Origin of the sequence: Pseudonocardia xinjiangensis, assembly GCF_012911925.1 — a bacterium.
Taxonomy (GTDB): Bacteria; Actinomycetota; Actinomycetes; order Mycobacteriales; family Pseudonocardiaceae; genus Pseudonocardia; species Pseudonocardia xinjiangensis.
The window spans coordinates 16,936-28,785 of record NZ_JAAXKY010000100.1 but is presented as its reverse complement, the minus strand read 5'-3'; the positions used below and the strand labels follow the sequence as shown (position 1 = coordinate 28,785).

Below are 11,850 nucleotides of genomic sequence, written 5' to 3'. Positions count from 1 at the left end.
CCCCCGCCCACCGCGCCGCGCTGCCGAACATCACGTCGACCGCCGGCCGGTGCCGGTTGACGCGCGGGCCCGGGCTCAGCCGCGCCACCCCGCCCGCGACGAGCAGGTGGAATCCGGGAGGCGCGACGTAGATGCGTCCGGGCCGGATCTGGTCCCCGTGAACGGCGTGCTCCGCGGGCAGCGGTCCGGACCGCGACAGGATCCGCGGGAGGCTGCTCCGGGCGTGCTGCCCGATGTGCACCGTCACCAGCACGGACGCTGGCAGGTCGGCGGGCAGGTCGGCCACCATCGCGACGAGCGCCTCGATTCCGCCGGCCGACCCACCGACCGCAACGACCGCTGGACGTGTCACGGTCTGCGGTACCCCGTATCGGCGCCGCGCACCCGTCCGATCCTCACAGTTCGGACACCGGTCGTTCGCCGATCCCGGCCGCCCTCGCCGTCGTCACGCGGCATCTCGTCCGCCTCCTCGCGCGACAGCGCCGAACCGCAGCTCGACCGCGTTCCCGTCCACCCCGGTTCCGACGTGGACGACGTCGGCGAGCTGGCGGGCGATCCAGAGTCCCATGCCGGAACGGCTGTCGAGGGGTGGGCGGCGGAATCCCGCGGTGGCGACGCCGTCGCCGGGCCCGCGGTCGTCCACCCGGACCACCACTTGCCCCGCCTCGCCCCACAGCCGGACCCGGCAGGGCAGGACACCGTGTTCCAGAGCGTTGGCGATCACCTCACCGGCCCCGAGCTCGAGATCACGGGTGTCGGCGACGGGCAGACCGAGGAGCCCGGCGGCGGCCGCCGCCCGGTTTCGCACGGCCGACAGCTCCGCGCCCGTGGTCAGCGTGACGTCGAGGGCCACCGTCGGCGGCACCGGGGACAGTGGCCCGGGATGGGCGGCGAGGTACGCCTCGGGGCTCACGTACGCGCCGTTGCCGGCCGCACGGCCGTCCGCACCGAGCAGCAGGGGGTGGACCTGAACCACCTGCTCGAGCACCTCGGCCGGATGCCGGCGCCGGTCGTACAGGCACGCCCAGGGGAACCCGTAGACGCCGTAGACCTCGCTGCTCACCGCGTCGAGACGCAGGTACGCGGCAGTCCGCCCCGCGGGACCGCCGGTGGCGTTCTCCGCCAGGAGCCGGACAGGGGTACCGGCCTCGTGCTGCTCGGCGAGATAGCTGCGCACAGCCTCCGACGCCGGCCCGAGGCTGGTGTAGGTGAGGCCGGGCACCGCCCATCGAACGTCGTTCCGGGCCTTCCCCAGCCCCTCGCACAGCACAGCGGCCGCCTGCTCCGACACGGCGGCCACCACAGCCTCTCCGCCGTGCAGGCCCTCGCGCACGAAGGGCAGCACCATCCGCCGGAGCTCCGCGTCGGACCCGTACAGCGCCACGGCGTGAGCTGCGCTCGCGGCGAGGGGGGCGTCGGGGTGGCCGGCCTGCACAAATCGGGGCGTACCCGTTGTCGTGGACAGCGATACGTCAACCGGCCGGACGGTCCCATCCGATGAGCTCCAGGCCCGGGACCGCAGGGAGCCCGACGAGCGTGAGGACGCGAAGGAGCCCCGGTGCCGAGCCCGCGAGCACGAGGCGACCACCACCGTCGCGGAAGGCCACGCTCTCCTCCACGATCGCGCGGCAGGCAGAGACACCGAGGAAGTCCACCCCGGCGAGATCCAGCCGCACCACATCCCGTCCGGAGGACATCGCGGCATCCAGGGCAGCGGCCAGCGTGGCTGCGAGTACATCGACGTTGGCGATGTCGACCTCACCCCGGAGGACCAGCTCCGACCCGGCCCCACCACTGCTCAAGGTCGGATCGCGCACCCCCGCCACGTGCATCCCCACGACGTCACGCAGGAGCTGTCCCGTGGTGGAGCGGCGCACGTAGCGGCACATGGCCGACACCGGTCGCGTCCGGCACAGCCGATCGATGCGGCGCTCCAGGTCCTGGTACGCCTCGGTGGTGAGGACCGTGCGCGCCGAGTCGGCCTGCGCGGACATCCGCAGCGCCGGGAACCCCTCGTCGAGCGCCCGGTCCACCACCTGGTCCTGAGCGCCGGGCGAGGAGAACGCCTCGAGGGGCAGCAGCTCCAACCGGCCTTCCTCCGCGGCCGCGTCGACGTCGATCCCGCAGCCGCGGAGGTGACCGAACAACGGGTTCCCCGCCTCCGCGCCTTCGACGCAGAGGACCTTCTCCCCCTGGTCGAGCCCCCTGCCCACCCAGGCCGCCAACCGGGCCAGCCGGTCGCTCTCGGAGCGGTGCAACAGGAGCAGATGACCGTCCCACATCGTGGTCACCTGATCACGACCGGTGGCGGACACGACCCCAACCGTAGCCCCGTCCCGGCCGCCGTTCCCAGCCCGAAGCCCGGTCGCCGGTCAAGGTCTCGACCCAGCGCGGCGGCGACGGGACAGCGACACTGTCGCGGCCATCGAACCCGGGGAGGAAGCGCATGACTGCGGAGCGCGAGGAGACCGATGTCGCGGCGCGCGACGCCGCGGCGGAATGGGTACGCCCGCCGCGGCTCGCCACCGGTGAGGAACGCACGGCGTCGCGGCTGGAGCTGTTCTACGACCTGGCGTACGTGCTCGTCGTCGCCGAGCTCGCCTCCGCGTTCCTGAAGGACCTCAGCTGGTCGGGCGCCGCGGTGTTCGCCGGTCTGTTCACGGCCATGTGGTTCTCGTGGGTCAGCACCACGCTCTACGCCAACCGCTTCGACACCGACGACGTGGTCTTCCGCCTCGCCCAGCTCGTCGGCACCGCCGCGATCGCCGGCTGTGCCGCCGCCGCGACCGGTGCCGACGGGGCGACCGCGGTGCCGTTCGCGGCGTGCTTCCTGCTCGGCCGGGTCGTGCTGCTCGCGCTGTACGTGCGCGCGTGGAGGCACGTGCCCGAGAGCCGGGGGAACATCACGGTCTACCTGGGCAGCACCGGGATCGCCGCCGCACTCTGGGCGGTGTCGCTCGCGGTGCCGGCCCCGACCCGCTACGTGCTGTGGGCAGTTGCGGTGGTCATCGACGCCGCAGGCCCCGTCGTGGCCACGTGGCGGGGCGACACCGCACCGCTGCACATGGACCACCTGCCGGAACGGTTCGGGCTGTTCGTGATCCTCGTGCTCGGGGAGGTCGTCGCGGGCATCGTCACGGGAGTGCACGACGCCGCGTGGGCCGGCCTGGCCGTGGTCGTGGCGGCCGTCGGGTTCGTGGTGGGCGGCGCCCTCTGGTGGACCTACTTCGACGTCGCCTCGGCCAGCGGCAACGAGGAGCTTCAGGACGACGAGGACGAGGAGGAGGAGGACGAGGCCGACGTACGGCACGACCTCTACGTCTACGGCCACCTGCCGCTCAGCCTCGGTATCGCCGCGGCGGGCGTCGGCATCGAGGAGCTGGTCATGCACCCGTACGCCGCCCTGCCCGCACCGGCCGGGTGGACCGCGATCGGTGGCATCACCCTCACCCTCATCGGCGCAGGCATCGTGCTCGTCGGTGCCCACAAGCGCCTGTCGGCGTTGTGGCCGTGGCCGGTGGCCGCCATCGCCCCTCTCCTCGTGCTCACCGTCCTGGACGTCCCCGTGCTGGTGCTCGTCGGCCTGCTCGCCCTCATCACGGTGGCCGTGGCCGTGTCGGGCGCCCGGCAACGCGCCCGCCGCGGTGTCGCCCTCGCCTGACGACGGGGAGACGCTCACCCACGGACGATCACCCGATTACGCTCGGTAGGCGCTGCGGCCGTCAGGGACGACGCACCCGACCGCCGCGCGTGGGCGTCACGAGTCGGTGGGGCGGGCCTTCAGCTGCTCGCGCAGGCCCGCCAGGATGACGTCGAGCCCCTCGTCGAGCTCCTGACCGCCGTCGTACTCCGCCAGCTCGGTCGCCAGCGCGCGCAGCCGCGGGAACTCGAGGACGGGCAGCCGGTAGAGGCCGAGCCGCAGCAGGTCATCGCTCTCGTCCGGGTCCTGCACCCGTTCCTGCAGCTCGTTGAGCACGTGCCCGTACAGGAAACCGACGTAGAGGCGGTAGGCGTGCAGAGCGCCGCGCCCGTCGAAACCTGCCTCCATGAACAATGCCAGCAGGTCCTCGAGCGGGCGCAGCGTGCCCAGGGGGCGCATGGCCAGTGGGGTGGCCAGCGGGCGGGTCACCAGCAAGGGCACGACGTATGGATGGGCGAGAACGATCGCGCGGAAGGCGTGGGCCGTGCGCCGCAGGGCCTGCTCCCAGTCGCCGGCGTCCGCCGGCACCGGGACGGAGAGCTCGGACAGCACGAGCTCGACCACCCCGTCGAGCAGCTCGTCCTTGCTCGACGCGTGCCGGTAGAGCCGCATCGGGTCGCGGCCGAGCGCCTTGCCGAGGCGACGCATGGACAGCGCCTCGACCCCGTCGCGGTCGATGAGCGACAGGGCGGCGGCGAGCACCTCGCTCCGGGACAGCACCGGCCGGCGCCCTCTCCCGTCCGGGACGGCACCGGCGACGCCGTCGATGTCTCCGTCATCGACAACCGGGTTCGACGCGTCGTCGCCGTCCACCAGGCCAACCTCCGTGCTCATCGTCGTGCGCTGCCCCACCTCCCGATTGAAGATTGGTCCGCTACACCGTAGTGTCTACAACCTAGCGCGACACAGTAGTGACACGTCGCACACACCGTTCGAAGTGCTACATCGTCGGATAACGGGTATTCGAAGTGTGCGGTCGCAGGAATCCGCAGGCACGTGAGGGCCCCACATCCCGGGGCCTCTTCGTCTCGCAGAGCCGTTCCGCCAGGACCGGGTCCACGTCAGCGCAACCAGGCGCAGCACGACTGCCGCACGCCCGAGATCACCGAGGAGAACCCCGAGCATGACAACACTGACCGCCCCCGGGGGCACGACAGCCACCGAGCAGCGCGGCCGCGCCAAACCGATGCTCGACGGGAGACGGCCACCCGCGGAGAGCGCACTGGTCTACCTCTTCACCGTGATCCCGATGCTGGCCCTGGTCGCGGCCGTGCCGCTGACCTGGGGTTGGGGCCTGAGCTGGCTCGACATCGGCCTCGCCGTGGGCTTCTACTTCCTCTCCGGCTTCGGCGTGACGGTCGGCTTCCACCGCTACTTCACCCACCGCGCGTTCAAGGCGAACCGGGGCCTGCGCAACGGGCTCGCCATCGCCGGCAGCATGGCTCTGCAGGGTGACGTCGTCACCTGGGTCGCCGACCACCGCCGCCACCACGCCTACTCCGACAAGGACGGCGACCCGCACTCGCCGTGGCTGTTCGGCACCACCCCGGCCGCGCTGGCCAAGGGGTTCTTCCACGCCCACCTCGGTTGGCTGTTCGGGAAGGACCGCACCAACGCCGCCCGCTTCACCCCCGACCTGCTCGCCGACCGCGACATCGCGCGGATCAGCCTGCTGTTCCCGGTGTGGACCGTGATCAGCCTGCTCGCACCGGCCCTGATCGGCGGCCTCGTCACCATGTCGTTCTGGGGTGCCTTCACGGCGTTCTTCTGGGCCGGACTGGTGCGCGTGGCCGTACTGCACCACGTCACATGGTCGATCAACTCGATCTGCCACATGATCGGTGATCGCCCGTTCGTTGCGCAGGGCAAGGCGACCAACGTGTGGCCGCTGGCGGTCCTGTCCATGGGCGAGTCCTGGCACAACCTGCACCACGCCGACCCCACCTGCGCCCGTCACGGCGTGCAGCCCGGACAGGTCGACATGTCCGCCCGCGTGATCTGGATCCTGGAGAAGCTGGGCTGGGCGCACAGCGTTCGCTGGCCCACCACCTCCCGGCTGGCCCGGCTCACCGCCGACCCGGCCACGACCTCCGGTTGACGGCTACGCGCACCATCCTCCGCGCCGACCGCTCGCAGCACCGGAAAAATATTCTTGCGATTCGCGGAACGATTCGACGGGTCCGCCAGTTAGGTAGGTAGGTCGTTGAGTTTCGGTGTTCGTGTGTTGCACGCCCGCAGGAACGAAGCGGTGGCCGGGCTCCGGCGTCAGGACGACGCAGGGCAGGCCGCTGTTGCCGGCCGGGCTTCGCACAGTGCGGAGCCCCTCTACCTGCGAGGAGCAGTCACCATGGCACAGGGAACAGTCAAGTGGTTCAACGGCGAAAAGGGCTTCGGCTTCATCTCCACCGACGGCGGCGGCGCTGACGTCTTCGTCCACTACTCCGAGATCGACGCCGGCGGATTCCGCAGCCTCGACGAGGGGCAGCGCGTGGAGTTCACGGTCGGCCAGGGCGCCAAGGGCCCCCAGGCCACCGGGGTCCGCGTCATCTGATCCACCTGTTCTGCCAGGAGCCCGCCTTCCTCTGGGAGGCGGGCTCCTGGCATTCCCGGGCAGGCGTCACACGCTCACCAGCGGAAACCCGGCGCGGGCGCTCCCATCGGGACGCGGGGCAGGTCCTTCCGGAACGTCGAACGCCGTCGCCATCCGCACCAGCCGCAGTGCGGGACGGCTGCAGTCGGTGAGGCGCAGCGAGCAGCCGCGCTCGATGGCGCATCTGGCCGCGTCGAGCAGGACCTTGAGGCCGCACACGTCGATGAAGGTCACCCGGGCGAGGTCCACCGCCACACTCTCCGGCGGCCGGGCGACCGCGAGCAGCCGGTGCAGGCAGCCTGCCAGCGCCGGCGCGGTCGCCCGTTCCAGCACGCCCTCCACACTGAGGGCGAACCCGGCACCGGTGTGCTGGTGGACGGCCACCCGCAGGTGGGCATCGGCTCGACCGGGACGGCCGAGCAACGGATGACGTGGGTTCATGGCTCTACTCCAACGACCATGCCAAGGGCGTGGTGCGACCGGGGAGGCCTGAGAACCAGATCCGTGGCGGGAGCATGACCGACAGCACGGGTACCCAGGACCGAGGCAAGCGCTCGGGCTCCGTTCGATGCGAGCCGACCTCCCCGCGGGTCATCGACCTGTTCGGCACGGTGACATCGGTGACGCTACAGCGTAGCGGGAGGCGACACCACCGGAACCGTCACTCCTTGGCCACTGCCCCCTGCATCACGTCCACGGCTGCGCTGAGACTGGCGTTCCATGTGCCGGCGGCGGTGTAGTAGCCCATGAGGGGCAGGTGGACGTAGGCCCATTCGGCGAGAGCTTCGCGCTGCCCGGCGATGAAGGCCAGGTAGTAGTGCTGCCGTTCGCTGGCCGGCTGCTGGCGCATGACCTTGTCGCCGATCTCCCTGGAGAGCGGCTGTCCGGAGTCGTCGCGGTACTGGTCCCACTTCTCGCCAGTCCGCTCGGCAACCTGCCCGTTGAGCGGTCCACCGACGAAGATCACAGGTCTCGTCACGGCGGGGATGGTCGCACGTCACGATTTTCCGCGGCGTCCGACCGGCCCAGGCCTCTCCCCCACCATCGTTACCCCGAACGGATCAGTGCGCCGAGGCGGACCTTCATCGACCGCAAGCTGCGACATGCTGGTCCGGTGAGGCCGACACTCGTACTGAGTCTGTGCGTCGCGGCGCTCGTCATCGCCGTCGGGGTGATGTTGCTCGTGGTCAGCTCCCTCGTCACCGGAGCCGTCGTGGTACTCGGGGGTGGTGCGTGGCTCTGGTGGTGCCTCCGGCAGATCTGAGGCCCGGCGGCCCGATCTGATCAGCCTCGCTCCTGCATCGCCGACGCGCGCCTTGCGCCTCGACTTGTGCCGCCCCTTGACGGCGGCTCGGCAACTCGGTCACTCTACGCGAACCCGGCAACGGACGAGTGTCCGCTCAGCGGACACCGAGAACGTCAGGAGCTTCGATGGCGCAGCCGACGGTCCCCGGTCGCACGCACCCACAGAACGAGCCCAGGCCGGGTCGTCAGGCCTCGTCCGCCGCCCTCATCATCGGTTTCACGGTGCTCTGTCTGTCGTACATGCTGAACGCGATGGACCGGCAGGTCTTCTATCCACTGCTGCCGGAGATCCGTCAGGAGTTCGGGTTCTCGCTCGACCAGGCCGGGCTGCTGGCCACGGGGTTCACTCTGGGGCTCGCCCTCACCGGCCTCCCGGCGGGATACCTGCTGGACCGGCTGCCGCGCAGAATGATCGTGGTCGTGAGCGTGCTCGTCTATTCGCTCGCCACGATCGCCATCCCGTTCGCTGCGGGGTTCGCGGACATGGCTCTGTACCGGCTTCTGAGCGGAGTCGGCGAGGGCGTCCAGGCCACGGCCATCTACGCGATCATCGGCGCCTACTTCTTTCACCGCCGCGCCTCCGCGGCCGGTTTCATCGGTCTCGCCTTCGGCCTGGGTGTGTTCCTCGGACCGATCATCGGGCAGAGCCTGGCGACGGCCGCGGGCGGCTGGCGCATCCCCTTCTTCGTGTTCGGAGGTGCGGGCCTGGTCATGGCGGTTGTCCTGCTGATCGCCGTCCCCCGGGCCATGAGCGAGGCGGTGGCCGGGCGGGACGGCACCACCGACACGGCGTCCTACGAGCACGTCCCCGCCTCCCCCTACAACCGGAATGCCCTCGCCCTGGGCATCACATCGGCCGTGTCGGGGCTCGTCTTCTACGGATTTCTGGGCCTGTACCCCACCTTTCTCCGCGAGGAACTCGAGTTCAGCGCCGGACAGGCCGCCCTCGCGGCGTCGCTCGTCGGCTTCGGCGCCATGACCGCCCTTCCCGTGGGGTGGCTGGCGGACCGCGTCGACCAGCGCCTGCTCCTGGCCGTCGGCTTCGTCGGCTCGTCACTCACCGCGCTGGTGGCGTACCAGTTCGCCGAAGGCACCGCCGCCCAGTACGTGCTCGCCTTCCTGATGGGCACCTTCGCCAGTGGCGTGCTCTTCACCAACTGCAGCACGGTTCTGCAGCGAGCCGTCCGGCCCGAACACGTGGGACGCGGCGCCGGGCTCTTCATCCTCACGTACTACGTGGCGGCAGCATTCTCCGGACTGATCTTCGCCCGGCTCGTCGCCGGGATGGGGTGGCAGGGCGCGGGTCTCGTGCAGCTCACCCTGTTCCCGCTGCTCGGCCTCGCGGCCCTCCTGCTCGTCGACGTCCGGAAGATGATCGTCCCGCCCCGGGTGCGCAGCATCTGACCGCGCGGCCTCATGATCGCCGCGGGACCCGCCCATCCGCTCCCACAAGGGCGAACACCCGGATCTCGTCCCGATCATGGCGCTGGGGGCCGGTGATCAGCAGAATGCCCGCGTGCGAACCCTGTTCAGCGGCGATATCCACGTCAGCTACTCGCAGGCCTATGTCGAGGGAGCGGATGGCCTGAGCACCTCGCATCTTGCCTCGTGCTTCGCCGGTCAGGTCAACGGGTTGTGCGGGGCGGCAGAGCCGGGCGGCATGTGGCTGATCACCGGTCTGCACACCGGGCAGGTCCCGTTCGTGGTCGAAGAGCACGGTGGGCCGCCACCGGTGGGCGAGGAGTGGGAAGAGGTGGTCGAGGTCGGGTTCGTCGCCGACTCGTCAGCCACCGCGCTGGTCGGGTGGGCGGGTGCCACGTTCCAGCCCCTTGCGCTCGCCCCCGGCGTGTACCGGGTCCGCTACTGCGCTTTCGGCATCGACGCGGGCAAGGCAGCGGACACGAGCCGTGCCGACGCGCCTGCGCCCGATCGATACCTGCTGCAGTTCTGGCCATCGGCCGCCCGGCCGGACCAGGTGTTGCGGCAGACCGGCGAGGTGGCGCGGTACTGGCACGACTACGCGCAGAGTCTTGATCCCGCGCAGGTGCGGGCCGAGCGGGCCGAGTCCGACCGCCGCAGACACCCCGAGGCCGAACGCAGCCGGCAGCAGCACGAGGCTCTGCTCTGGCGCGGAGCCAGACCCCCTGGTCCACTGGGGGAGATTCCCTCCGCGCGAACGCTGGTGCTGCTCGACCGGGCCCTCGCCGAGGCCGTCGCGGACGCCGGGGCACCGCGCCAGCGTGCGCTCGCTCGTTGGGCGGCCCGCCGTGCCTTCGCCGAGGCCGGCCTCGATGAGATCGTCTGGATCGCTCCGGCTCTGGCCGCACTCGACTCCGGGCAAGCCCTGCCCGCGCCGTTCGACGACGTCGAGGCGTCGTGGCAGGCGCTGTGGGCCGATGAGCACGTCCGGTACCGGGCGGTCAGCCCGGCGGATGGGCAGGGTCCCGACCGGCTGCAGCAGGCCGTGGCGTTCCCCGCGTTGGCCGCCGCGACGCACCCGGACCCCACGGTCGCCGTGTTCGATGTGCTGCACCACGCGACCGCTGCCTTCGGCTCGCTCCGACTCGCCGTCCTGTTCGACGACGTTCGCCGCCACCTGGACACCTCGTCGAACTGGTGATCACCTGCGTGACCTGCGCTACGGCCGCACCGGGTGGGAGCGCGCGCACGGGCACCAGCCGCCGGTCGTGGTGCTGTGACCACGCCGGTGCTTCGCGACGGGGGGCAGCCGGCTGCCGTGGAGGCTCCCGTCAGCAGCCCAGTGGAGGAACTCCTCCTCCCACGGCCGGTCCAGCAGGGCCCGCCGCTGCTCGAGCTCGTCGAGCCGCCGGAGGGCAGCGCGAACCCGTCCGAACAGATCACTCACACGTCCGGCCATGTTCTCCACCTCCATGCCTCGGAACCGGTCTCTACGGTGCCAGGCGACGGAGCCCAGGACTACTGGCAGAACCGTCCATGACTGCAAAGATGCTGCCAGTCCTCGGGAGGGTCAGTCGGCTTCGATCGGGGCTTCCCCGAACATCGTGAAGCTGATGACCCAGTAGGCGACGTAGAGCGCCAGCAGCACGAACCCGTGCCAGCGCCTGAGGCGGCCGCTGTAGATGAAGTACGCCGCGACGGCGGTCATGACGACGAGCACGGGCAGGTGCCAGGAGAGCACGTCGTCACCGACGACGATGCTGCCACCTGCGAGCAGGATGATGCCGAGCTTCCCGGTGACCCCGAAGACGACGCTGCCGATGACGTTGCCGACACCGATTTCGGGCGCACCTCTGCGGGTGGGCACGACGGTCAGGAAGATGTCCTCGAGCGTGAGCACGAGAGTGGCGATGGTGGCACCGAACAGAGCGCCCTCGATCGCGTACTCCTCGAGGATGCCCTCGGTTCCGATGCTGGTGGCGTAGGCGCCGAGAATGAGGCCGGCGAGCGCGACGACGGCCAGCCCGATTCCGGCCCAGCCGGGGAGCTTGCGCGCCCTGTTAAAGGGCACCGTCACCTCGAACGGGGGTTTGCTCGTGAGCTTCTCGACGGGCTCGTCGACACCCGGCGAAGGGCGTCCCGCACCGCCGCCCACTTCGATCTTCTCGAGTATCTCCGCATTGCGGAAGACAGGCGTACTACTCCTGAGCTCCCGGGCGGCGACATAGGCGATGAAGAGCACGAACAGGAGCACGAGCACGACACCGTGAACGGCGGTGAGCGGACCGGTCAGAATGAACGGGACCATCACCAGCGGTGCCACAGCGAAAAGCACGATGTAGTCGCGCGAGATGTTCACTCTGGTCGGCGCGATGATCGCGGCAAGCGCAAGCACGATCCCGGTCATCGATATCGCCGTTCCGAAAACCGTGCCGAGAGCAACGCCACTGAGGTCTTCGAGGTTCAGAGCCACCCCGAGGGCGACGTCGTCGAACTCGATTCCCGTGAAGATGATGGCGAGCAGGAACACGGACACGTGCAGGCCGCTCGCCGCGCCGACGACGTAGACGATCAGCTTCTCGGCGCTGTAAATGAGTAGTGCTGCTCCGGCGATGAAGATGAGTATCGACGTCATATCGGACAATCCTCCTCAGGATGAGGAGAACGGTTGGTGGACCGAAAGTCAAGGCTGGAGTTCCCCGGCACAGCGTGTTATGAGTCGATCATCCCGATGTTCTGGAGCGGCACCAGGGCCGGGCGGGGCCCCGGTTCTCGTCGTGGGTGGGCGCCGCCGCGGCTGCGCCTGCCCGTTGCCTGCCAGTTCGACCAGGGCCTC

14 protein-coding genes are annotated in these 11,850 nt (G+C 70.3%); 6 read left to right on the top strand and 8 right to left on the bottom strand.

The genetic code is table 11. The features are described from left to right. The 3 genes from HF577_RS25420 to HF577_RS25410 all read right to left on the bottom strand — a co-directional run. A partial coding sequence (locus HF577_RS25420) for a chemotaxis protein CheB (RefSeq protein WP_312859375.1) occupies positions 1 to 352 on the bottom strand: 352 nt, incomplete at its 3' end. Between the two features lie 93 nt (positions 353 to 445). Continuing rightward, the gene (locus tag HF577_RS25415) at positions 446 to 1,435 is read right to left on the bottom strand and encodes a sensor histidine kinase (RefSeq protein ID WP_169398472.1); all 990 of its coding nucleotides are present in this window, start codon (positions 1,433 to 1,435) and stop codon (positions 446 to 448) included. A gap of 37 nt (positions 1,436 to 1,472) precedes the next feature. Next, entirely contained in the window at positions 1,473 to 2,315 is an 843-nt protein-coding gene (locus HF577_RS25410) for an MEDS domain-containing protein (protein WP_169398471.1), read from the bottom strand. 131 nt (positions 2,316 to 2,446) lie between these two features. On the opposite strand from HF577_RS25410, the gene HF577_RS25405 reads away from it, so the two are divergent. Then, on the top strand, positions 2,447 to 3,661 hold the full coding sequence (locus HF577_RS25405) for a low temperature requirement protein A (protein ID WP_169398470.1): 1,215 nt from the start codon (positions 2,447 to 2,449) through the stop codon (positions 3,659 to 3,661). A 96-nt stretch (positions 3,662 to 3,757) separates the two neighbouring features. Here HF577_RS25405 and HF577_RS25400 read toward each other — a convergent pair whose 3' ends face one another. After that, positions 3,758 to 4,534: a TetR/AcrR family transcriptional regulator C-terminal domain-containing protein gene (locus HF577_RS25400; protein ID WP_169398469.1), complete on the bottom strand. Its 777-nt coding sequence runs from the start codon at positions 4,532 to 4,534 to the stop codon at positions 3,758 to 3,760. 289 nt (positions 4,535 to 4,823) lie between these two features. Here HF577_RS25400 and HF577_RS25395 point away from each other — a divergent pair, with 289 nt between their 5' ends. Continuing rightward, positions 4,824 to 5,798 carry an acyl-CoA desaturase gene (locus tag HF577_RS25395; protein ID WP_169398468.1) on the top strand — a complete coding sequence of 325 codons (975 nt, stop codon included), beginning with the start codon at positions 4,824 to 4,826 and terminating at the stop codon, positions 5,796 to 5,798. 249 nt (positions 5,799 to 6,047) lie between these two features. Beyond that, the gene (locus HF577_RS25390; protein ID WP_169398467.1) at positions 6,048 to 6,251 is read left to right on the top strand and encodes a cold-shock protein; all 204 of its coding nucleotides are present in this window, start codon (positions 6,048 to 6,050) and stop codon (positions 6,249 to 6,251) included. 66 nt (positions 6,252 to 6,317) lie between these two features. Here HF577_RS25390 and HF577_RS25385 read toward each other — a convergent pair whose 3' ends face one another. Together HF577_RS25385 and HF577_RS25380 are read right to left on the bottom strand one after the other, a co-directional pair. Then, a complete protein-coding gene (locus HF577_RS25385; RefSeq protein WP_169398466.1) occupies positions 6,318 to 6,731 on the bottom strand; it encodes an STAS domain-containing protein in 414 nt (137 codons plus the stop codon). A gap of 220 nt (positions 6,732 to 6,951) precedes the next feature. After that, positions 6,952 to 7,269, bottom strand: coding sequence for a hypothetical protein (locus HF577_RS25380; protein WP_169398465.1), 318 nt, complete (start codon positions 7,267 to 7,269; stop codon positions 6,952 to 6,954). Between the two features lie 135 nt (positions 7,270 to 7,404). Here HF577_RS25380 and HF577_RS25375 point away from each other — a divergent pair, with 135 nt between their 5' ends. The 3 genes from HF577_RS25375 to HF577_RS25365 all read left to right on the top strand — a co-directional run bounded on the left by HF577_RS25375 (position 7,405) and on the right by HF577_RS25365 (position 10,215). Further along, positions 7,405 to 7,554, top strand: coding sequence for a hypothetical protein (locus tag HF577_RS25375; RefSeq protein ID WP_169398464.1), 150 nt, complete (start codon positions 7,405 to 7,407; stop codon positions 7,552 to 7,554). A 167-nt stretch (positions 7,555 to 7,721) separates the two neighbouring features. Next, positions 7,722 to 8,999, top strand: coding sequence for an MFS transporter (locus HF577_RS25370; RefSeq protein WP_169398463.1), 1,278 nt, complete (start codon positions 7,722 to 7,724; stop codon positions 8,997 to 8,999). Positions 9,000 to 9,111: 112 nt separating this feature from the next. Then, on the top strand, positions 9,112 to 10,215 hold the full coding sequence (locus HF577_RS25365; RefSeq protein WP_169398462.1) for a hypothetical protein: 1,104 nt from the start codon (positions 9,112 to 9,114) through the stop codon (positions 10,213 to 10,215). 18 nt (positions 10,216 to 10,233) lie between these two features. Here the strand turns inward: HF577_RS25365 and HF577_RS25360 are convergent, their stop codons facing one another. Both HF577_RS25360 and HF577_RS25355 read right to left on the bottom strand, forming a co-directional pair. Continuing rightward, a complete protein-coding gene (locus HF577_RS25360) occupies positions 10,234 to 10,473 on the bottom strand; it encodes a hypothetical protein (RefSeq protein WP_169398461.1) in 240 nt (79 codons plus the stop codon). 111 nt (positions 10,474 to 10,584) lie between these two features. After that, positions 10,585 to 11,649, bottom strand: a complete 1,065-nt coding sequence (locus HF577_RS25355) for a sodium:calcium antiporter (protein ID WP_169398460.1) — start codon at positions 11,647 to 11,649, stop codon at positions 10,585 to 10,587. Between the last annotated feature and the right edge of the window lie 201 nt (positions 11,650 to 11,850).